Below are 20,383 nucleotides of genomic sequence, written 5' to 3'. Positions count from 1 at the left end.
GCGAATCGGGCGCAAAGTGCGTCTGAGGCCTTACTCGCCCACTTCGCCGTACGCGGCGAGGAGCACGGCCGGGTCGGGTCCCTCCAGGACGGTGGGCTTGGCCAGGCCGTCCAGGACGATGAAGCGCAGCAGGTCGCCGCGGGACTTCTTGTCGACCTTCATGGTCTCCAGCAGCTTGGGCCACTGGTCGTAGCGGTAGTGCAGCGGCAGGCCCACCGACTCCAGGACCGTACGGTGGCGGTCGGCGGTGGCGTCGTCCAACCGGCCTGCCAGGCGGCCGAGTTCGGCGGCGAAGTGCATGCCCACGGAGACCGCCGCGCCGTGGCGCCACTTGTAGCGCTCGTTCTTCTCAATGGCGTGGGCGAGGGTGTGGCCGTAGTTGAGGATCTCCCTGAGGCCCGACTCCTTCAGGTCGGACGAGACGACCTCGGCCTTGACCTTGATGGAGCGCTCGATGAGCTCGGCGGTGTGCGGGCCGGCCGGCGTGCGGGCGGCCTCGGGGTCGGCCTCGATGAGTTCCAGGATCCTGGGGTCGGCGATGAAGCCGGCCTTGATGATCTCGGCGAGCCCGGAGACGTAGTCGTTGACCGGGAGGGAGTCCAGCGCGGCCAGGTCGCACAGCACGCCGGCCGGCGGGTGGAAGGCGCCGACGAGGTTCTTGCCCTCGGCGGTGTTGATGCCGGTCTTGCCGCCGACGGCCGCGTCCACCATGGCGAGCACGGTGGTGGGGACGGCGATCCAGCGCACTCCGCGCAGCCAGGTCGCGGCGACGAACCCGGCGAGGTCGGTGGTCGCGCCGCCACCGACGCCGACGATGACGTCGGTGCGGGTGAACCCGGACTGGCCGAGCGCCTTCCAGCAGTAGGCGGCGACCTCGGCGGTCTTGGCCTCCTCCGCGTTCGGCACCTGGATGGCGACGACCTCGAAGCCCTGCTCGGCCAGGTCGGCGCGGAGCGCGTCGCCGGTCTCCGCCAGCGCCTCGGGGTGGATCACGGCGACCCGCTTGGCCTTCTCACCGATCAGCCCACCGAGCTCGCCCAGAAGCCGGCGGCCCACCAGGACCTCGTACGGCTCGCTGCCCGCGGTTCCGCCGACCTGGATCCGCGTCACTGCCTCGCTCATGCTTCTTTCAACTCCAGTGCGTCCAGGGCGACTTGGGTCACTTCTTCGGGTGTACGGCCATCGGTGGCCACGACAGCCGTGGCGACCTCCTCGTAGAGGTGCCGCCGGGCCTCCATCAGCTCGCGCCACTGCTTGCGCGGGTTGACCGCAAGCAGCGGCCGGGCGACGTTCAGGCCGGTGCGTTTGACCGCCTCGTCGACCTCCATCGACAGGTAGACGACCCGCTGCCCGGCCAGCAGCGCACGCGTGTCCGCATCCAGGATGGCGCCGCCGCCCAGCGCGAGGACGCCATCGTGCTCGGCCAGCGCCGTGTGCACCGCCCGCTTCTCGATCGCCCTGAAGGCCGGCTCGCCCTCATCGACGAAGATCTCCGCGATGCTGCGGCCCTGCTCGGCGACGATGTCCTCGTCGGTGTCCCGGTAGCCGACCCCGAGCCGCTCGGCGAGCAGCCGCCCGACGGTGGACTTGCCCACCCCCATCGGACCCACCAGCACCACCGCGGGCACCGCACTCACCGGATCGCCAGGTTCTCGAGGTACGACCGCACATTACGGCGGGTCTCGGGCACCGAGTCGCCGCCGAACTTCTCCGCCACCGCGTCCGCCAGCACCAGCGCCACCATCGCCTCCGCCACGATCCCGGCCGCCGGCACCGCGCACACGTCCGACCGCTGGTGGTGGGCCTGCGTGGCCTCACCGGTGACCACGTCCACGGTCTTCAAGGCCCGCGGCACGGTCGCGATCGGCTTCATCGCCGCCCGCACCCGCAGCAGCTCACCGGTGGTCAGACCGCCCTCGGTGCCGCCGGAGCGGCCTGTGGCCCGCCCGATGCCCTCATCCGTGCTGACGATCTCGTCGTGCGCCTTCGAGCCCGGCACCCGCGCCAGCTCGAAGCCGTCGCCGACCTCGACACCCTTGATCGCCTGGATGCCCATCAGCGCGGCCGCCAGCCGGGCGTCCAGCCGCCGGTCCCAGTGCACATGCGAGCCCAGGCCCACCGGCACGCCGTACGACAGCACCTCCACCACACCGCCGAGGGTGTCACCGTCCTTGTGCGCCTGGTCGATCTCCGCGACCATCGCCTTCGACGCGTCCGCGTCCAGGCAGCGCACCGGGTCCGCGTCCAGCCGCTCCACATCCGCCGGGGTCGGGTAGACACCGTAGGGCGCCTTCGCACCCGCCAGCTCCACCACGTGCGAGACGATCTCGATGCCCGCCGTCTCCTTCAGGTACGACCGGGCCACCGCGCCCAGCGCCACCCGGGCCGCCGTCTCCCGCGCTGAGGCGCGCTCCAGGATCGGGCGGGCCTCGTCGAAGCCGTACTTCTGCATGCCCGCCAGGTCGGCGTGCCCGGGACGCGGACGGGTCAGCGGGGCATTGCGGGCCAGGCCCGCCAGGATCTCGGGGTCGACCGGGTCGGCCGCCATGACCTGCTCCCACTTCGGCCACTCGGTGTTGCCCACCATCACCGCGACCGGCGAGCCGAGGGTCAGGCCGTGCCGCACGCCCCCGAGGAAGGTGACCTCGTCGCGCTCGAACTTCATGCGCGCACCGCGTCCATAGCCGAGCCGGCGCCGGGCCAGGTGGTCCGCCACCATCTCCGTGGTGATCGGCACGCCGGCGGGAAGGCCCTCCAGCGTCGCCACGAGTGCGGGACCGTGGGACTCCCCCGCGGTCAGCCAGCGCAACCTGCTCAACGGTGCTCCTCCATGCTCGCGCCCCGGTACTGCCCTGCGTACGCGCGTCCTCGCGTACGGCGACGGCGCGACCGAGTGCGCGGCCCCGGTCCGCCACCTCCGATCCTCCCACGTCCGGTGCCGTACCCGGCCGCGGGTCCATCAGGCGGACGCGGCAATGGCGAGTTCCGCCGGGTCACCCCATCCGCGCCGCCGCGCTCTTGATCGCCTCGCGGATGCGGAAGTACGTACCGCAGCGGCAGACGTTGGCGATCTCGTCGATGTCGGCGTCGGTGGGGTCGCCGGTGCGCTTGAGGAGGGCGACGGCGGCCATGATCTGCCCGGGCTGGCAGTAGCCGCACTGGGCGACGTCCTGTTCCAGCCAGGCCTCCTGGACGGGGTGCAGCCGGTCGCCGTCGGCGAGCCCCTCGATGGTGGTGACCTCGTGGCCCGCGGCCTCGGCGACCGGGACCACACAGGGGCGGATCGCTTCGCCGTCGAGGTGGCTGGTGCAGGCCTTGCAGACGTCGATGCCGCAGCCGTACTTCGGGCCGCGGACGCCGAGCAGGTCCCGCAGGGCCCACAGCAGGGGCAGGTCGTCGGGGGCGTCGACGGTGACGGTCTTCCCGTTGACGGTGAAGGTGTGGGAGGGCACGTACGGGCTCCTTGCGGGATGCTCAGCGAGGGAAGGGCGTGAAGTCCACGTCGAAGGTGACGGGAAAGCTGCGCGGCCTGGTGCCCGTGGCCCGGGCGTAGGCGTTGGCGACGGCACCGACAGCCGCCGGGACGCCGAGTTCACCCGCGCCGCCGGGTTCGTCGCCGCCCTCGATGACGAAGACCTTCACGTCCTTCGGGGAGTCCTTCTGACGGGCGTAGTGGAACTGCGAGTAGCTGCCCTCCAGCGGGAGCCCCTTGTCGATGTGGAGCCCCGCACGCAGGGTGGTGGAGATCGCGTCCGTCAGGCCGCCGAGCAACTGCGCCTCCAGGCCGCGCGGGTTGATCACCCGGCCCACGTCGGCCGCGACGACCGCCCTCGTCACGCGGGGCTTCTTCGGATCGGTGGCGTCGATCTCCACCAGGCAGGCCGTGCAGGACTTGTACTCCTCGTGGAAGCCGACACCCTGGGCCCAGCCGTCCGGCAGGCTCCGCCCCCACTCACCCTCCTCCGCGACCTTGTCGAGAACGGCCCGCTGCCGGGCGGTCTTGAGGAACGCGCGCCGGAAGGCGACGGGGTCCTTGCCGAACTTCGCCGCCAGTTCGTCGACGATGATCTCCTCGGCGCCGCGTGTGTTGGCCGAGTACACCGAACGCCACGATCCGGTGTGCATCTTGAGCGGCACCTCGGTGAGCGTCTGCGTGGTGACGCCGAAGTTGTAGGGGGACTTCACCGTGGTCAAGAACAGGGTCTGGGCGAAGGTCGCGTTGCCGAGGCCGGTGGGCAGATGGGCCGCGGCGGCGGTGACCGCGTCGCCGAGGCCGTGCCGGAAGTCGGTCTCCACGGCCGCCACCTGGTGCTGGAAGGTGAGTACCTGACCGGCGGCGTAGGTGGCACGGACCCGGTGGTGGGTGGCGGGCCGCATCCGGCCGTGCCGCATGTCGTCGATCCGCGACCACATCAGGCGGACGGGGCGGCCGGTCTTCTTGGACACGACGGCGGCCTCCAGGGCCGCGTCGTAGAACAGCCGCCGCCCGAAGGAACCGCCCGACTGCATCACGTGCATGGTGACTTTGGAAACCGGCAGCCCGACAGCCTTGGCGACGGCCGCCTGCGCGATGATCGGCGACTTGAGCCCCGACCAGATCTCCGCGCGGTCGGCGCGCACGTCCGCGACGGCGGAGTTGGTCTCCATCGGGGCGTGACTGGCGAACGCGAAGTCGAACTCGGCCTCCACCTTCTTCACCAGAGCCCCGAGGACATCCAGCGACGGGGTCGCCGCCTTCAGCTTCGCCCGGATGTCGTCGTCGGACAGCTCGTCCACGGTCCCCGGCCCCCAGGTGACGTCCAGGGCGTTCTTGGCGTCCAGGGCCTGCCCGAACGTCTCGGCGACCACAGCCACGCCGGTGTCGATGGTGACCACGTCCAGCACGCCCGGCATGGCACGTACGGCCGCCTCGTTGTTCACCGACTTCACGGCGCCGTTGACGGTCGGCGGGCGCCGCACCATGCACGGTTCGGCGCCGGGGACGTCGAGGTCGAGCGTGTACTGGTGCTTGCCGGTGACCAGGGCGCGGGCGTCGACGCGCGAGGTGGGGGTGCCGACGAGGGTGTGGTCCGACTCCTTCTTGGGCGTGACGGTCAGGGCGCCCAGGCTGAGGGAGGCGGCGGCAGCCGACAGCGAGCCGTACGAGGCGGTACGGCCGTCGGGCGCGACCACGACACCCTGACGTACCGTCAAGTCGCTTGCGCCGAGGTCCCATTGCCGGGCAGCCGCGCCGACCATCCGGGCGCGTGCCCCGGCCGCGGTGTGCCGTACCGGGTCGTACAGGGACCGGACGGAGTTGGAGCTGCCGGTCAGCTGGTTGAACAGCAGCTCGGGCCGGGCGTCCTCCAGCTGGACGCGGACGCGGTCGAGTGGGGTGTCCAGTTCCTCCGCGACCAGCATGGCCACCGCGGTGGTGAGCCCCTGGCCGACCTCCTCCCGGGGCAGCCGGAAGTGGGCGACGCCCTCCTCGTCGACGCTGAGCACCAGCATGGACGCGGTGGGCTTCCCGGCCAGGATCAGCAGATCACCGAGGTCGACCAGATCGGCCGGGGCCGGCGGGGTGGGTACCGCCCCCTCGGCGTCGCCGGGGGCGAAGGTGTCCAGACCGATCTTGGTCGCGACAGCGAGCGTGGGCGCGGCCACCAGATAGGTGAGAAACCTGCGCCGGCTGTGACGTGGCATGGCAGCTCCGTTCGGCGACCCGCCGACGTTGCCGGGTCGCCCGGAGATCCTGACCAGAAGTTACCGATCGGTAAAGGGGATTCACAGAATTACCACGCGCCGCCGCGAAAACCGGGCGGCTACTAGCGAGCCGCGAGCTCGTGTTCGCCGGCCTTCCGCATGGCGTCCAGAGGCGCCGGCGCGCGCCCCGTCATCTGCTCGACCTGGAGCACCGCCTGGTGGATCAGCAGGTCGAGTCCGCTGACGACGGCCCCGCCGTACGCGGACCACCGGGCGGCGAGTTCGGTCGGCCACGGGTCGTAGAGCACGTCGAAGAGCGTGGCGGGCTGCTCCGGTACGGCCGAGGACAGGGCGTCGGTCGTACCTGCCGGGGTGGTGGCGACGACGAGCGGTGCGCGCAGCGCCTGAGCGGCGTCGGCCCAGTCCGCCGTACGGACCTCGACGTCGAGCCGCTCGCCCCACTGCCGCATCTCGGCGGCGCGGGCCTCGCTGCGGACGTAGGCGACGACCTCGCCGGTGCAGATCCGGGCCAGCGCGGCCAGCGCGGAGGAGGCGGTGGCGCCCGCGCCGAGGATCGCGGCCGAGTCGACCTGCTCGATCCCCCGCTCCCGCAGGGCGGCGACCATGCCGGGGATGTCGGTGTTGTCGCCGACCCGGCGGCCGTCCTCGGTGAACACGACCGTGTTGACCGCCTCGACCGAGGCCGCCGTGTCGGTGATCTCGTCGAGGAGCGGGATAACGGCCCGCTTCAGCGGCATGGTCAGCGACAGCCCGGCCCACTCCGGCCCGAGTTCCGCCATGAACCCGGGCAGGGCGGCCTCGTCGACCTCGAACCGGTCGTACGACCAGTCCGTGAGCCCCAGTTCCTGGTAGGCGGCGCGGTGCAGCGCCGGGGAGAGGGAGTGGGCGATGGGCTTGCCGAGAACTGCTGCCCGGCGAGCGTCAGCTGCCCGAGCTCTCATTGAACTTGTCCTTGAGCCTCTGGAATTCGGCATGCGTCTTGGCGAATTCGGTCTTACTGACACCGTCGACAGCCACGAAGTAGTACCAGCCGTCCTTGGTCGGATCGAGCGTCGCCTTCATGGCGACGTCACCCGGGTTTCCGATCGGACCGGGCGGCAGACCCTTCTGTGTGTACGTGTTGTACGGGTCCTTGTTGTTGTTGATCTCCGACTCGCTGATGTCGATGTTGCTCTCGTTCTTCAGGTAATTGAAGGTCGAGTCGAACTGCAGGAGCCCGTAGGTCTCGGGGTTCGCGAGATCGAGGCGGTTGTAGACCACCTCCGCCATCTTGCGGTAGTCCTCGATGGTCTTGCCCTCGGCCTGGACGAGGCTCGCGACCGTGACGACCTGCAGCGGGCTCTTCAGCTTGAGCGCCTTGGCCTTGGCCTCCACGCCGAACTGGTCGTACTTCCGCGCGGCCTGGGCCACCATCTCCTTCAGGACCGTCTCGGGCTTCATACCCTTGGCGGCGGGATAGGTGCCTGGGTAGAGGAAGCCCTCCAGCGGGTCCTTGATCTCCTTGTTGTCGTCCGCCCAGCTCGGCAAGCCGAGGCTGTCGTACTGCTTCTCGGCGACCTTCTTGGTGGTGCCGGACGACAATTCGAGCTGCTCGTCGATCGCCTGGTAGACGCTGATGTTGCGCTCGCCCGGCTTGACCAGCACATTGTTCTGGCTCTTGGGGTCGAGCATCATCGCGACGGCACTCTCGGCGGACATCTGCTTCTTCAGCAGATAGGCGCCGGCCTGGATCTTGTTCCCTTCGGGATTCTGCGACTGCGCGGACACGAAGGCGTCGACGCTCTTGACGACGCCAGCCGCCTTCAGCGCCCGGCCGATCGCGGCACCGGTCGCGCCCTTGGGGATCTCGACGGTCACGATCTGGCTCGTGCCTTCGCCGGCGAAGTCCGGAGCCGGGGCGAAACGATCCTGGTAGTACTGGTAGCCGAAATATCCGACTCCACCCACTCCGCCACCGAGCACCAGCAGGACCACCAGACAGGCGCATCCGCTGCGGCGCTTCTTCTCCTTGCCGCCACGGCCCCGCCGGTCGCCGCGCCCGCCACCGTCTCCCGCCTCGTCGTCGCTGTCGTCGTCATCGCCGCCGCCCGCGAAGAAGGCGTGTTCGCCCTGGTCAGGGCCCGGGTCCCAGTCGGTCCGCGGCTCCGGTTCGGCGCGCCGCCGACTGGGCGGTTCCGGCGGCGGATACGCGTCCGGGGTGCCGTAGTGGTCAGGCTGCTGCCCGCCGTACGCCATGCCCTGCTGCCCGTACGGGTCCGAGGCGGCGTACTGGACATGCGAGTGCGTGCCGGTGGCCCAGTCGCCATTGTCGTACTGCTGCTGCGGCTGGGCCCCGTACTGCTGCTGGTCGTACTGCTGGTTGTACTGCTGCTGGTTGTACTGCTGCTGGTTGTACTGCTGCTCGCCGTACTGCTGCTGGTGCTGCTGCTGGTAGTGCTGCTGCGCCTGACCGTATGCGGCCTGCCGGCCGTTGCCCCAGTCGCCGTACTGCGGCTGCTGCGGCTGCTCCGGATAGTGCTGCGGCTGGCCGCCGTAGGGGGACTGCTGACCCTCCTGGGCCTGCTGTCCGCCCCATCCGCCGTCCCCGTACAACGGGTCCTCCGGATGCCACGGTTCGGAGCCTTCGCCCCGGCCATACTCAGTCATCGATCCCCTAGAGCCGCGAAGCGGCGGTCGCCATTCGTTTACGGCTCGGCTCCCGTTCCGCCTCTTTCTGTACGACGGCTGTTCGAACACCGCCGCATCGCGCGGAACGTTACCGTATCGCGATCAGATGACCACTTCGACGCGTTCGCCGGGTGCTTTACCTGACACCCGTTCGGATTCCAGGGCCTGCTGCAAGATGATCACGGCCGCTGCCTGGTCGATGACCGATCTGCCCTTCTTGGACTTCACCCCTGAGGCGCGCAGTCCCTGACTGGCCGTCACGGTCGTCATCCGCTCGTCGACGAGCCGGACCGGGACAGGCGCGATGCCCTTCGCGAGCTCCTGGGCGAAGCCACGAACTTTTACCGCGGCCGGGCCCTCGCCGCCCTTGAGGGAGCGAGGGAGACCGACGACGACCTCGATCGGCTCGTACTCCTCGACCAGTTGCCCGAGTCGGCGGTGAGCCGCGGGGACGTCCCGGCCGGGGACCGTCTCCACCGGGGTGGCGAGGATCCCGTCGGGGTCGCAGGAGGCGACCCCGATGCGGGCGTCCCCGACATCGATCGCGAGCCGACGGCCGCGGCGCATGCCGCCGCCGTCTCCGCTCGCCTGTCCGGCTGCGCTCACTTGGCCGTTTCCGCCACGAGCCGCTCGACGGCGTCGACGGCCTCGCCGATGGCGGCCGGGTTCTGGCCGCCGCCCTGGGCGACGTCCGGCTTGCCGCCACCGCCGCCGCCGAGGGTCTTGGCGGCCGTACGGACCAGGTCGCCGGCCTTGAGGCCGCGCTCGCGGGCGGCCTCGTTGGTGGCGATGACCGTCAGCGGCTTACCGCCCACCGTGCTGAACAGGGCGACCACGGCGGCTCGTCCGCCCTGGATGCGGCCGCGCACGTCGAGGACCAGCTTGCGCAGGTCGTCGGCGGTCGTGCCGTCCGGGACCTGACCGGTGACCAGGGCGACGCCTCGTACGTCCTTGGCGGACTCGGCGAGGCCGGCCGCGGCCTGGAGGACCTTCTCGGCGCGGAACTTCTCGATCTCCTTCTCGGCGTCCTTCAGCTTGCCGAGCATGGCCGAAACCTTCTCCGGGAGCTCCTCCGGGCGGCCCTTGATCAGCTCCTGGAGCTGGGCGACGACCGTGTGCTCCCGGGCGAGGAAGTTGTAAGCGTCCACACCGACGAGGGCCTCGATACGGCGGACACCCGAGCCGATCGACGACTCGCCGAGCAGCTTCACCAGGCCCAGCTGGGCGGTGTTGTGCACGTGCGTGCCGCCGCACAGCTCCTTGGAGAAGTCGCCGATCGTCACTACCCGCACGCGGTCGCCGTACTTCTCGCCGAACTCGGCGATGGCGCCCTGCTTCTTGGCCTCGTCGATGCCCATGACGTCGGCACGGACGTCGAGGTCGCGGGCGAGCACCTCGTTGATCTTCTGCTCGACGTCGGTCATCACGGCCGTGGGGACGGCGGAGGGCGAGCCGAAGTCGAAGCGGAAGCGGCCGGGCTGGTTCTCGGAGCCGGCCTGGGCGGCCGTCGGGCCGAGGGCGTCGCGCAGGGCCTGGTGCGTGAGGTGGGTGGCCGAGTGGGCGCGGGCGATGGCCTTGCGGCGGCGGTCGTCGATCGAGGCGTGGGCCGTGGCACCGACCGTCACCTCGCCGACCTGGACGACGCCCTTGTGGACGTACACGCCCGGGACCGGCTTCTGGCAGTCGCGGACCTCGATGACGGCACCGGAGTCGACCTTGATACGGCCGGTGTCGCCGATCTGACCGCCGCCCTCGGCGTAGAACGGGGTGCGGTCGAGGACGATCTCGACCTCGTCGCCCTCGGTGGCGGCCGGCGACGAGACGCCGTCGACGAGGATGCCGACGATCGTGGACTCGCCCTCGGTGTCGGTGTAGCCGATGAAGTCGGTCTCGCCGGCCTTGTCGGCGATCTCGCGGTAGGCGCCGACGCCGGCGTGGCCGGTCTTCTTGGACTGGGCGTCGGCCTTGGCGCGCTCCCGCTGCTCCTTCATCAGGCGGCGGAAGCCGTCCTCGTCCACGGAGAGCCCCTGCTCGGCGGCCATCTCCAGGGTGAGGTCGATCGGGAAGCCCCAGGTGTCGTGGAGCAGGAAGGCCTTGTCGCCGGGCAGGACGGCGGAGCCGGTGGCCTTGGTCTCGGTGACGGCCGTGTCGAGGATGTTGGTGCCGGCCTTCAGCGTCTTGAGGAAGGCGTTCTCCTCGGCGACGGCGACCTTCTCGATGCGCTCGCGGTCCGTGACCAGCTCCGGGTACTGCTGGCCCATCATCTCGATGACCGTGTCGATAAGGTCCTTGACGACCGGGCCGGTGGCGCCGAGCAGCCGCATGTTGCGGATGGCGCGGCGCATGATGCGGCGCAGAACGTAGCCGCGGCCCTCGTTGCCAGGGGTCACGCCGTCGCCGATGAGCATCACGGACGTGCGCATGTGGTCGGTGACCACGCGCAGCGAGACGTCCGAGTCGTGGGCGTCGCCGTAGGCCACGCCGGTCAGCTCGGTGGCCTTCTTGATGACGGCCATGGAGGTGTCGATCTCGTACATGTTCTGCACGCCCTGCAGAATCATGGCGAGCCGCTCCATGCCGAGGCCCGTGTCGATGTTCTTGCTCGGCAGGTCGCCGAGGATCTCGAAGTTGTCCTTGCCGATGCCCTCGCCGCGCTCGTACTGCATGAAGACGAGGTTCCAGATCTCCACGTACCGCTCGTCGTTGACGGCGGGGCCGCCCTCGACGCCGAACTCGGGGCCGCGGTCGTAGTTGATCTCGGAACAGGGGCCGCACGGGCCGGGGACGCCCATGGACCAGTAGTTGTCCTTCATGCCGAGGCGCTGGATGCGCTCCTTGGGTACGCCGACGATCTCGTGCCAGATGCGCTCGGCCTCGTCGTCGTCCTTGTAGACGGTGATCCACAGGCGCTCGGGATCGAGGCCGTAACCGCCCTTGTCCTGGGGCGTGGTGAGCAGCTCCCAGGCGTACTTGATGGCGCCTTCCTTGAAGTAGTCGCCGAAGGAGAAGTTGCCGCACATCTGGAAGAAGGTGCCGTGGCGGGTGGTCTTGCCGACCTCTTCGATGTCGGGCGTGCGGACGCACTTCTGCACGCTCGTGGCGCGGCTGAAGGGCGGCTTGACCTCACCCAGGAAGTAGGGCTTGAAGGGCACCATGCCGGCCGGGACGAGCAGCAGAGTCGGGTCGTCCGCGATGAGCGACGCCGAAGGGACGACGGTGTGACCGCGCTCCTCGAAGAAGCTCAACCAGCGGCGGCGGATTTCAGCCGACTCCATCAGTGGTCCTCATTCCGGTTGTACGAGTACGTCGGCCTCTCGACGTACTTGGGGTTGTTGCGGTTCTCGATGGCGGCGTACCGCCGGGGTGCGGGGAGTTCGGGGTCGACGGGGGCGTTGATCCCGAGCGCGTCGCCCAGTTCCTCCTCCCGCTGGGCCATGTTGTCCCGGACGTCGAGCGCGAAGCCCACCGCGCGGTCCTTGAGCCGGTGACCGGCCTCGATCGCCTTGTTCGTCGCCGTGGCGGCGAGGTTCTCGGGGGTCAGCTGCTTCAGCTTGCGGTTGACCTTGGTGGTGGCCCAGACACCGGCGGCGACGCCCGTGGTGAACCAGAAGGTACGGCGGAACATCCTTGGGTCAGTCCTTCTTTCCGCGGTTGTTCCGCTTGCTCCGCCGCGCGGACGGGACCGTACGGCCCACGATCACGGTACGTCGAGGCTCCTTGGCGGGCACGTCGTCACGTCGGCCGCCGAGGGCGCGGCGCACGCCGTACCCGAAGGCCGCGACCTTGACCAGGGGACCGCCGAAGGTGGAGGCGACGGTGGTCGAGAGCGCCGAGGCGTTCGACGTGACCTCCTGGACGTCGGAGGCGATCGCGTCGACCCGGTCGATCTGGGTCTGCGCGGAGCGCACCGCCGAGGAGGCGTCGGCCAGCAGCGGGACCGCCTGATCGGTCACCTCCGCCACCAGCTTGGTGGTCGCCCTGAGCGTCTGGGCCAGCCTCACCAGTGCGACGGCGAGGAAGGAGACCAGGATCGCCCAGAAGACGGCCACCAGGATCCCGGCAACCTCTCCACCGGACACTGTGTGCACCCGCTCCCTGAAACGTGCCTGAGTATCGAAAAAGTCGTACGCCGAGCCTATCGCGCCGGGGATGGGGCTCCGTACCGGATTCCCGCCCGCGCGCACTCGGGTCGCGCGGAGCGATTGTACGGACTGGATACGGCTCAGGACGCTCCGTGTGTCCTGCGCATCCATCAGCACGACAGCGCTCCCGTGCCCGGCAATCTGCCTCTGGAGCCCGACACGTTCGTGGGCCGCTCGGCCGAACTCCGGCCTGGCGGGGGCGCTGTGGACATGCCGAAGCCCGCCGCCTCGCCCACCCTGATGGGCGGGGAGACGGCGGGCTGAGGTGGTGCTACGGCCTGCTGGTGATCAGCGGGCGTAGTACTCGACGACGAGCTGCTCGTCGCAGATCACCGGGATCTCCTTGCGGTTCGGCTCGCGGTCCAGGCGGAAGGCCAGGGCGCGGAGGTTCACCTGGAGGTAGCGCGGGGTCTCGCCGTCGGGGGCGAAGCCGCCCTCACGGGCGATCGAGAAGAGGGTCTTCTCGCGGCTGCGCTCGCGGACCATCACGACGTCGTCGGGCTTGACGCGGAAGGACGGCTTGTCGACCTTCTGGCCGTTGACCTCGATGTGGCCGTGGACGACCATCTGACGGGCCTGGTAGATCGTGCGGGCGATGCCCGAACGCAGGACCAGGGCGTCGAGACGACGCTCCAGCTCGATGATCAGGGCCTCACCGGTCTTGCCCTGAACCTTGGAGGCACGCTCGTAGGCGCGGACGAGCTGGCGCTCGGACACGTCGTACTGCGCGCGCAGACGCTGCTTCTCCAGCAGACGGACCTTGTAGTCCGAGTTCTGCTTGCGGCCACGGCCGTGCTCACCCGGCGGGTAGGGGCGGGCCTCGAAGTACTTGACGGCCTTCGGGGTCAGCGCGATACCGAGGGCACGCGACTTCTTGACCTTGGGGCGGGACTGATTCGCCACTGTCTTTAGTCTCTCTGTCTGTATCCGGCTCACCAGGGTTAGGGGAGGTCGCATCCGCAGCCGGGGAAACCCTGCGGGTCCGCAAGGGGACCTGCGGGGCAGCCGCTCCCCTGGTCTGGGCACATACGTGCAGCACGCGAGTGGCCCACCGACCCTTCCCGGAGCTCCGGGTGGTGGTGGGCTGCCCGCGACACCGTTCGACGGTGCGCGACGCTCCTGGAGATCCTGGCGGACCAGGCCTCCGGCTGGATGTCCCGTTCTGGTGGTGCCGGCTCCCTTGCGGGGTCCGGACACGGGACTCAGCACTTCAGGTGAGTCTACAGGGTGCTCAAGGCCGCTTGCGACCGAGGTGTTTCCTGGTCCACTCAACGGCGTCCGCGTACCGCGCCTCCGCGCCGTGCCGGCCCGGCGTGTAGTACTCGCGGTCCTTGATGGCGTCCGGGGCGTACTGCTGGGCGGCGATGCCCTCGGGCAGGTCGTGCGGATACACGTACCCCTGTGCGTGTCCCAGCTTGGCGGCGCCCTTGTAGTGCCCGTCGCGCAGATGCGGCGGCACCGGACCGGCCTGGCCCTTTCGTACGTCGTCCAGGGCGGCGCCGATCGCGGTGGTCGCGGAGTTGGACTTGGGGGCCAGGGCGAGGGCGATGGTGGCGTGGCTGAGGGTGAGGGCGGCCTCGGGGAAGCCGATCATGGCGACCGCCTGGGCGGCCGCGACCGCTATGGGGAGGGCGCCCGGGTCGGCGAGCCCGATGTCCTCGCTGGCGGAGATCATCAGGCGGCGGGCGATGAAGCGGGGGTCCTCGCCGGCCTCGATCATGCGGGCGAGGTAGTGCAGGGCCGCGTCGACGTCGGAGCCGCGGATGGACTTGATGAGGGCGCTGGCCACGTCGTAGTGCTGGTCGCCGTCGCGGTCGTACTTCACGGCGGCGCGGTCGACGGTCTCCTCGAGCGTGGTGAGGCCGACCTCCGTCTCGCCCTTGTCCAGCGCGGCCCCGGCGGCGGCTTCCAGGGCGGTCAGGGCGCGGCGGGCGTCGCCGCCGGCGATGCGCAGCAGGTGGGCCTCGGTGTCCTCGGGGAGGGTGACGGCGCCCTTCAGACCGCGCTCGTCGGCCAGGGCGCGGTGCACCAGGCCGCGCAGGTCCTCGTCGGTGAGGGGTTCGAGGGTGAGGAGGAGGGAGCGGGACAGGAGCGGGGAGATGACCGAGAAGTACGGGTTCTCGGTCGTCGCGGCGATCAGTGTCACCCAGCGGTTCTCGACCGCGGGGAGCAGGGAGTCCTGCTGGGCCTTGCTGAAGCGGTGGATCTCGTCGAGGAAGAGGACGGTCTCCTTGCCGTATCCGCCGGTGGCGCGGCGGGCGCCGTCGATGACCGCGCGGACCTCCTTGACGCCGGCGGTGATCGCCGAGAGCTCCACGAAGCGCTTGTTGGTGGCCTTGGAGACGACGTACGCCAGGGTCGTCTTGCCGGTGCCGGGCGGGCCCCACAGGATCACCGAGGACGGTCCGGCCGGGCCGCCGCCGCCCTCGCCGACCAGCCTGCGCAGCGGGGAACCCGGCTTCAGCAGATGCTGCTGGCCCACGACCTCGTCGAGGGTGCGCGGGCGCATCCGGACCGCCAGGGGGCTGCTGGACGGCTCCTTCTCCTGGCGTTCTTCTGCGGCTGCGGTGAACAGATCGGGCTCCACGCTCAGAACCCTAAATCACCGCACTGACAACGCGGAGGCCGCGTCAGCTGGTCCAGAAGTCCCACCAGCGGGTCAGGATCAGCATGCCGATGATGCCGATGTGCAGTACCGGCATGACCCAGGTGAACTCGCCGAAGAAGCTCTTCAGCCAGCTGGGCGCGGGCAGAAAGCCGTTGCGCACGTTGAACGAGGTCACGTACCAGAACATGATGATCGTCGCGACCCAGGCCAGGCAGCACCACAGGCACAGCGCGTTGATGCGGTACAGGGACTGGAACGTCAGCCAGGCGCAGAAGCCGACGCCGAAGAGGGTGCCGGCGTTGAAGGTGAGCCAGTACCAGCGCGGGAAGCGGGCGCGGCCGAGAAGGCTCATGCCGACGCAGATGACGATGCCGTAGGCGACGAGACCGAGCATCGGGTTGGGGAACCCGAAGGCGGCGGCCTGCTTGCTCTCCATGACGCTGCCGCAGGAGACGACGGGGTTCAGGCTGCAGCCCGGTGTGAAGGACTTGCCCTCGACCTTGGCCTCGAGCAGCTTGAACTTGTCGATCGTGATGACCCACGCGGCGAGCAGTCCCGCCGCACCGGTGATCACCAGCAGCAGGGCGAACGCGCGACTACCGCCCACCGACCGCGGCGCGACGTCCGCTCGCTCGGGCTCGGGTTCGGGCTCGGTGGAGACGTCTTTGACTGTCGTCTTGCTCATCACGCCGATTCCGTCACTTGAGAGTTGGACCTGGTCGGGACACGGGCCATTGTGCCGCACGCGCGCGCGTGTCCACCGTTCGGTGGACGTAAGGAGGTACGCACGGTCGTCCCGGAGCGCTCGATTCAGGACGAGGCTCGTCTCCATGACAGCACACGCGAACGGACTCGCGGTGGACGTGCGGGGGCCGCGCAAGCAGTACGGCTACGTGACCGCGGTCGACTGGCATCGATCTCGGTATCCGCAGGGGCGAGGTCTTCGGACTGCTCGGCCCCAATGGCGCGGGCAAGAGCACGACGGTGGAGAGCCTCCAGGGCAACCGCGCGCGGGACGGGGGCGAGGTGTCCGTGCTGGGCACGGACCCGGCGCACGGCACGTGCGCGTGGCGCTCGCGTGTCGGAATCGTCTGGCAGGACGAATCCGCGCCCGCGGAGTTGACGATCCGCGAAACACATCGCGCTGGCGCACGCCGACGAGACCCTGACGGTGTCCGTACGGGACGACGGCTGCGGCTTCGACCCGGGCGCCGCCGGTGACGGCTACGGTCTGGCGGGACTGCGCGCCCGGGCCGCCGAGGTGGGCGGCACAACACGGATCAGCAGCGCGCCGGGCGCCGGCACGACAGTGACGGTCCGCCTCCCCGTACCACCGTCCCTGTCGCCGTCAAGGAGCGCATCGTGATCCGGATCATCCTGGCCGACGACCACCCCGTCGTACGGGAGGGTCTGCGGGCGATGCTGAGTGCCGACCCGGACCTGGAGGTCGTCGCCGACGCCTCCAGCGGTCCGCGGGCGGCCACACCTGTCGGAGCGGGAGACGGCGGTGCTGCGGCTCGTGGCCGAGGGGGTGTACGAACGCCGAGATCGGGCGGCGGCTGTGCATCGGGGAGTCGACAGTAAACCCACCTGCTGCGGGCCTTCGGAAAGCTGGTGGCTCCGCCCCAGACCCCCGGCCTATGCCCACCCACCACCCGACTCGGCAGATCAAGAGGTGAAACCACCCGCGCCCGTCCGGCGTGGGGATGAGGCCGTTCAGGTCGATGGGTGCGGGGGCGGAGCCCTGGGCCAGGCCCTCAGCGATATTCAGGGCCGGAACTCCCAGCGGGTGCAGGGGCGAAGCCCCGGCGGAATTCTGGGCCGGAATTCCCAGCGGGCGCAGGGGACGTAGTCCCCGCCGACGTACAGGGGCAGACCCCTGGCGAGGTCGAAGGGGCGCAACCCAGCGGGGTGCAAGCGCACTCCGTCGGGTGCAGGGGCGAAGACCCAGCCGGGTGCAGGGGGGAGCCCCATGGCCGGGCCCCCAGCGGAGTACTGGGCCGGAATCCCAGCGGGTGCAGGGGACCCAGTCCCCGCCAGGGTCCAGGGGCGGAGCCCCTGGCGGGGTCGAAGGGGCGGAGCCCCTGGCGGGGTCAAAGGGGCGGAGCCCCTGGGATGGGACGGGTAGGGGCGGCGGGGGCGAGAACCACCCGGCGCGCCCCACCGCCTCAGCCCAGCCTCGACTCCAGCTCCGCCACGATCTCGTTCACGCCGACCGCCGTCTGCTCGCCCGACCCCATGTCCTTCAGCTGCACCACGCCCTCGGCGAGGTCGCGTTCCCCGGCGACGATCGTGTAGCGGGCGCCACTGCGGTTGGCGTTCTTCATCGCGCCCTTGAGGCCCTTGGCGCCGTAGGAGAAGTCCGCCGCGATGCCCACCTTGCGCAGCTCGGTGACCTTGGCGAACAGGACCCGGCGGGCCTCCTCGCCGAGCGGCACCGCGAACACGCTGGTGGCGGAGGGGAGTTCAAGCTCGACGCCCTCCGCCTCCAGGGCGAGGACCGTGCGGTCGACGCCCAGGGCCCAGCCGACGGACGGCAGCGCCGGGCCGCCGATCATCTCCGACAGGCCGTCGTAGCGGCCGCCGCCGCCCACCGCGGACTGGGAGCCCAGACCGTCGTGGACGAACTCGAAGGTCGTGCGGGTGTAGTAGTCCAGGCCGCGCACCAGCTTCGGGTCGTCCTCGAAGGAGACGCCCGCCGCCGTGATCAGCTCGCGCACCTCCTCGTGGTACGCCTTGCAGGCGTCGCACAGATAGTCGCGCAGGAGAGGAGCGCCCGTCAGCTGCTTCTGCACCGACTCCCGCTTGTCGTCCAGGACACGCAGCGGGTTGATCTCCGCACGGCGCAGCGTGTCCTCGTCCAGGTCCAGGCCGCGCAGGAAGTCCTGCAGGGCGGCCCGGTAGACCGGTCGGCACTCCTTGTCACCCAGGCTGTTCAGAAGGATGCGGAAGTTCCTCAGCCCCAGCGTGCGGTACGCCTGGTCGGCCAGGATGATCAGCTCGGCGTCCAGCGCCGGGTCCTCCGCACCGATCGCCTCGGCGCCGACCTGGGAGAAGTGGCGGTAACGGCCCTTCTGGGGGCGCTCGTAGCGGTAGTACGAGCCCGAGTACCAGAGCTTGACCGGGAGGTTGCCCGCCTTGTGCAGGTTCGCCTCCAGCGCGGCACGGAGGACGGATGCCGTGCCCTCGGGGCGCAGGGCCAGCTTGTCGCCGCCCTTGGTCTCGAAGGCGTACATCTCCTTGGTCACGATGTCGGTGGACTCACCGACTCCGCGCGCGAACAACTCGACGCTCTCGAAGCCGGGCGTCTCGATGTAGCCGTAACCGGAGTTGCGCAGCGGGGCGGCGATCGCCTCACGGACGGCCAGGTACTTGGCGCTGTCCGGCGGAGTCAGGTCGTACGTGCCCTTGGGGGCCTTGAAGGTGCTCACGGAAGGTCTCTCGTCACATTCCTCGTCGGGGAGGGGTGTCCACACCCGCGCCACGATCTTGGCGGCCTGCGGCCACTTGCCGCAGATACGGGTTGGTGGCGCGCTCCTGGCCGATGGTCGTCTGGGGGCCGTGGCCGGACAGCACCACGGTCGAGTCGTCGAGCGGCAGGCACACGCGGGCCAGCGAGTCGAGCATCTCGGCCATGTCACCGCCGGGCAGGTCGGTGCGTCCGATGGAGCCGGCGAAGAGCAGGTCGCCCGAGAAGAAGATCGGCGGGATGTCCGCCGCCTCGGGCAGCCCGAAGGTCACCGACCCCTTCGTATGGCCCGGCGCGTGCGCGACGGACAGCTCCAGACCGGCCAACTCCAGCTTCGCGCCGTCGGTCAGCTCCTTGACGTCGTCCGGCTCCCCCACAGTCAGCTCGCCCATGAGCGGCATCCCGATGGAACGGCCGAGACCCATTGACGGGTCGTTCATCATGTACCGGTCCTCGGGGTGGATCCACGCCGGTACGCCGTGCGCGCCGCACACCGGGACGACCGAGGCCACGTGGTCGATGTGGCCGTGCGTGAGGACGACGGCGACGGGCTTGAGCCGATGCTTCTTCAGCGTTTCCTCGACTCCCTCGGCGGCCTGGTGGCCGGGGTCGATGATCACGCACTCCTCACCGGCGGCGGGGGCGACGAGATAACAGTTCGTACCCCAAGCCCCGGCGGGGAACCCGGCAATGAGCACGATCGTCCTTCGTTTGTGTCGATACGGGTGTGCTTCAGGGCGGCTGCGCCTGTGGTCAGAGCCTACCGGCGCTGCCGATTCCTCAGCGAACCCATATACGGTACGGGGCACACGCAGGCGGTCGGCTCACAAGACGCACGCGTCCCAGTCGACGTACGAGACGCACGAGGAGAGAACCCGGTGGTCACCCAGGAACAGCGGAAGCGTCAGCTCGCCCGGGAGAAGTTCTTGCGGCAGCAGCAGCGGCGTACGGCCGCGCGGCGCAAGGCGCGCATGCGCAACTCGGTGATCGCGTCGGTGCTCGGCGTGATCCTGGTGGGCAGCCTGGCCCTGTACACGACCGACGTCCTCAAGGGCGACGACAAGGCCAACGCCAGCTCCGAGACGAGCCCGAGCGCGCAGGCGTCGCCCAGCAAGGCGCCGGACCCGTGCGACAAGCCGGCCGCGGGCAAGGTCAAGTCCGAGACCTGGAAGAAGGAGCCGGCGATGACCATCGACGAGTCGGCGCAGTACACGATGAAGCTGGCCACGACGTGCGGTGAGATAGACATCGCGATGAAGACGTCCGCGGCCCCGCACACCGTGAACTCGTTCAACTTCCTCGCCGGCAAGGGCTACTTCGACCACACCAAGTGCCACCGGCTCACCACCAACGGCATCTACGTGCTGCAGTGCGGCGACCCGACCGGCTCCGGCAGCGGCGGTCCCGGCTACACGATCCCGGACGAGAACCTCAAGGACAAAAGCCTGAAGGGCAACGTCTACCCGGCGGGCACGGTCGCGATGGCGAATACCGGCCAGGCGCACACCGGCGGGAGCCAGTTCTTCCTCGTGTTCCAGGACAGTCAGCTGCCGCCCAGCTACACACCGTTCGGTACCATCTCCGGTTCCGGAATGAAGGTGCTGAAGAAGATCGCCGACGCGGGCGAGAGCACCGGCCAGGGCGACGGGGCGCCCAACGCGACGGTCGTGATCAACAAGGCAACTGTCACCAAATCCTGACCGCCAACTGCGAAATTTCGGTCGCGCGGGATGCGGACAGGCAACCCGCCGGTCGCCTATGTTGGCCGTGACGAAACTGTGGACGATGCCCGGG

Annotated in this window: 18 protein-coding genes and 3 pseudogenes; 5 read left to right on the top strand and 16 right to left on the bottom strand. The window is 69.9% G+C overall.

Going from position 1 to position 20,383, the window contains the following annotated elements; all coding sequences use genetic code 11:
- Positions 1 to 30 precede the first annotated feature (30 nt).
- The 11 genes from aroB to CLM62_RS37870 all read right to left on the bottom strand — a co-directional run bounded on the left by aroB (position 31) and on the right by CLM62_RS37870 (position 12,458).
- Positions 31 to 1,122, bottom strand: coding sequence for a 3-dehydroquinate synthase (gene aroB / locus CLM62_RS37925; protein WP_095754436.1), 1,092 nt, complete (start codon positions 1,120 to 1,122; stop codon positions 31 to 33).
- On the bottom strand, positions 1,119 to 1,601 hold the full coding sequence (locus CLM62_RS37920; protein WP_095754461.1) for a shikimate kinase: 483 nt from the start codon (positions 1,599 to 1,601) through the stop codon (positions 1,119 to 1,121). The genes aroB and CLM62_RS37920 overlap by 4 nt, the downstream gene beginning before the upstream one ends.
- A 32-nt stretch (positions 1,602 to 1,633) precedes the next feature.
- Positions 1,634 to 2,818: a chorismate synthase gene (aroC, locus tag CLM62_RS37915; protein ID WP_095754435.1), complete on the bottom strand. Its 1,185-nt coding sequence runs from the start codon at positions 2,816 to 2,818 to the stop codon at positions 1,634 to 1,636.
- Positions 2,819 to 2,993: 175 nt separating this feature from the next.
- Positions 2,994 to 3,452 carry a (2Fe-2S)-binding protein gene (locus CLM62_RS37910; protein ID WP_095754434.1) on the bottom strand — a complete coding sequence of 153 codons (459 nt, stop codon included), beginning with the start codon at positions 3,450 to 3,452 and terminating at the stop codon, positions 2,994 to 2,996.
- 22 nt (positions 3,453 to 3,474) lie between these two features.
- The gene (locus CLM62_RS37905; protein ID WP_095754433.1) at positions 3,475 to 5,682 is read right to left on the bottom strand and encodes a xanthine dehydrogenase family protein molybdopterin-binding subunit; all 2,208 of its coding nucleotides are present in this window, start codon (positions 5,680 to 5,682) and stop codon (positions 3,475 to 3,477) included.
- A gap of 122 nt (positions 5,683 to 5,804) precedes the next feature.
- On the bottom strand, positions 5,805 to 6,644 hold the full coding sequence (locus tag CLM62_RS37900; RefSeq protein ID WP_095754432.1) for a shikimate dehydrogenase: 840 nt from the start codon (positions 6,642 to 6,644) through the stop codon (positions 5,805 to 5,807).
- Positions 6,625 to 8,349 carry an endolytic transglycosylase MltG gene (gene mltG, locus CLM62_RS37895; protein WP_095754431.1) on the bottom strand — a complete coding sequence of 575 codons (1,725 nt, stop codon included), beginning with the start codon at positions 8,347 to 8,349 and terminating at the stop codon, positions 6,625 to 6,627. Before mltG ends, CLM62_RS37900 begins: the two co-directional genes overlap by 20 nt.
- A gap of 123 nt (positions 8,350 to 8,472) precedes the next feature.
- Positions 8,473 to 8,937, bottom strand: coding sequence for a Holliday junction resolvase RuvX (ruvX, locus tag CLM62_RS37885; protein WP_095754429.1), 465 nt, complete (start codon positions 8,935 to 8,937; stop codon positions 8,473 to 8,475).
- Positions 8,938 to 8,972: 35 nt separating this feature from the next.
- On the bottom strand, positions 8,973 to 11,645 hold the full coding sequence (gene alaS, locus CLM62_RS37880; protein ID WP_095754428.1) for an alanine--tRNA ligase: 2,673 nt from the start codon (positions 11,643 to 11,645) through the stop codon (positions 8,973 to 8,975).
- Positions 11,645 to 11,995, bottom strand: coding sequence for a hypothetical protein (locus CLM62_RS37875; RefSeq protein ID WP_095754427.1), 351 nt, complete (start codon positions 11,993 to 11,995; stop codon positions 11,645 to 11,647). Before CLM62_RS37875 ends, alaS begins: the two co-directional genes overlap by 1 nt.
- 7 nt (positions 11,996 to 12,002) lie before the next feature.
- On the bottom strand, positions 12,003 to 12,458 hold the full coding sequence (locus CLM62_RS37870) for a DUF948 domain-containing protein (protein ID WP_095754426.1): 456 nt from the start codon (positions 12,456 to 12,458) through the stop codon (positions 12,003 to 12,005).
- Positions 12,459 to 12,641: 183 nt separating this feature from the next.
- Between CLM62_RS37870 and CLM62_RS52315 the strand changes: the two genes are divergently transcribed.
- Complete coding sequence (locus CLM62_RS52315; protein WP_257004322.1) at positions 12,642 to 12,776, top strand: hypothetical protein; 135 nt, start codon at positions 12,642 to 12,644, stop codon at positions 12,774 to 12,776.
- Between the two features lie 24 nt (positions 12,777 to 12,800).
- Here the strand turns inward: CLM62_RS52315 and rpsD are convergent, their stop codons facing one another.
- From rpsD to CLM62_RS37850, 3 genes are all read right to left on the bottom strand, one after another.
- Positions 12,801 to 13,415: a 30S ribosomal protein S4 gene (rpsD, locus tag CLM62_RS37860; RefSeq protein ID WP_095754424.1), complete on the bottom strand. Its 615-nt coding sequence runs from the start codon at positions 13,413 to 13,415 to the stop codon at positions 12,801 to 12,803.
- A 328-nt stretch (positions 13,416 to 13,743) separates the two neighbouring features.
- Complete coding sequence (locus CLM62_RS37855) at positions 13,744 to 15,099, bottom strand: replication-associated recombination protein A (protein ID WP_095754423.1); 1,356 nt, start codon at positions 15,097 to 15,099, stop codon at positions 13,744 to 13,746.
- A 43-nt stretch (positions 15,100 to 15,142) separates the two neighbouring features.
- Positions 15,143 to 15,805, bottom strand: coding sequence for a vitamin K epoxide reductase family protein (locus CLM62_RS37850; RefSeq protein WP_095754422.1), 663 nt, complete (start codon positions 15,803 to 15,805; stop codon positions 15,143 to 15,145).
- 145 nt (positions 15,806 to 15,950) lie between these two features.
- Between CLM62_RS37850 and CLM62_RS37845 the strand changes: the two are divergent.
- The 3 pseudogenes from CLM62_RS37845 to CLM62_RS52815 form a co-directional block, all read left to right on the top strand.
- Positions 15,951 to 16,296: pseudogene (locus CLM62_RS37845) on the top strand (ATP-binding cassette domain-containing protein); the annotation flags it as partial.
- Positions 16,256 to 16,486: pseudogene (locus CLM62_RS37840) on the top strand (sensor histidine kinase); the annotation flags it as partial. The pseudogenes CLM62_RS37845 and CLM62_RS37840, both read left to right, overlap by 41 nt.
- Positions 16,483 to 16,830: pseudogene (locus tag CLM62_RS52815) on the top strand (response regulator transcription factor). The pseudogenes CLM62_RS37840 and CLM62_RS52815, both read left to right, overlap by 4 nt.
- Positions 16,831 to 17,288: 458 nt before the next feature.
- Here CLM62_RS52815 and hisS read toward each other — a convergent pair.
- Positions 17,289 to 18,551 (bottom strand): histidine--tRNA ligase, encoded by a 1,263-nt coding sequence (gene hisS, locus CLM62_RS37830; RefSeq protein WP_095754420.1) that lies wholly within the window; start codon positions 18,549 to 18,551, stop codon positions 17,289 to 17,291.
- A gap of 13 nt (positions 18,552 to 18,564) precedes the next feature.
- Entirely contained in the window at positions 18,565 to 19,287 is a 723-nt protein-coding gene (locus CLM62_RS37825) for an MBL fold metallo-hydrolase (RefSeq protein ID WP_095754419.1), read from the bottom strand.
- A gap of 180 nt (positions 19,288 to 19,467) precedes the next feature.
- Between CLM62_RS37825 and CLM62_RS37820 the strand changes: the two genes are divergently transcribed.
- Positions 19,468 to 20,289, top strand: a complete 822-nt coding sequence (locus CLM62_RS37820; protein ID WP_095754418.1) for a peptidylprolyl isomerase — start codon at positions 19,468 to 19,470, stop codon at positions 20,287 to 20,289.
- Positions 20,290 to 20,383 lie beyond the last annotated feature (94 nt).

Origin of the sequence: Streptomyces sp. SA15 (assembly GCF_002291145.1) — a bacterium.
GTDB lineage: Bacteria > Actinomycetota > Actinomycetes > Streptomycetales > Streptomycetaceae > Streptomyces.
This window is presented reverse-complemented; position numbering and strand designations above follow the sequence as displayed.

Excerpts from the sequence above, each read along its gene's own strand:
- alaS (WP_095754428.1), bottom strand. The coding sequence starts at position 11,645 with ATGGAGTCGGCTGAAATCCGCCGCCGCTGGTTGAGCTTCTTCGAGGAG.
- CLM62_RS37905 (WP_095754433.1), bottom strand. The coding sequence starts at position 5,682 with ATGCCACGTCACAGCCGGCGCAGGTTTCTCACCTATCTGGTGGCCGCG.
- CLM62_RS37900 (WP_095754432.1), bottom strand. The coding sequence starts at position 6,644 with ATGAGAGCTCGGGCAGCTGACGCTCGCCGGGCAGCAGTTCTCGGCAAG.
- CLM62_RS37920 (WP_095754461.1), bottom strand. The coding sequence starts at position 1,601 with ATGGGGGTGGGCAAGTCCACCGTCGGGCGGCTGCTCGCCGAGCGGCTC.
- mltG (WP_095754431.1), bottom strand. The coding sequence starts at position 8,349 with ATGACTGAGTATGGCCGGGGCGAAGGCTCCGAACCGTGGCATCCGGAG.
- CLM62_RS37875 (WP_095754427.1), bottom strand. The coding sequence starts at position 11,995 with ATGTTCCGCCGTACCTTCTGGTTCACCACGGGCGTCGCCGCCGGTGTC.
- ruvX (WP_095754429.1), bottom strand. The coding sequence starts at position 8,937 with ATGCGCCGCGGCCGTCGGCTCGCGATCGATGTCGGGGACGCCCGCATC.
- CLM62_RS37850 (WP_095754422.1), bottom strand. The coding sequence starts at position 15,805 with ATGAGCAAGACGACAGTCAAAGACGTCTCCACCGAGCCCGAACCCGAG.
- aroB (WP_095754436.1), bottom strand. The coding sequence starts at position 1,122 with ATGAGCGAGGCAGTGACGCGGATCCAGGTCGGCGGAACCGCGGGCAGC.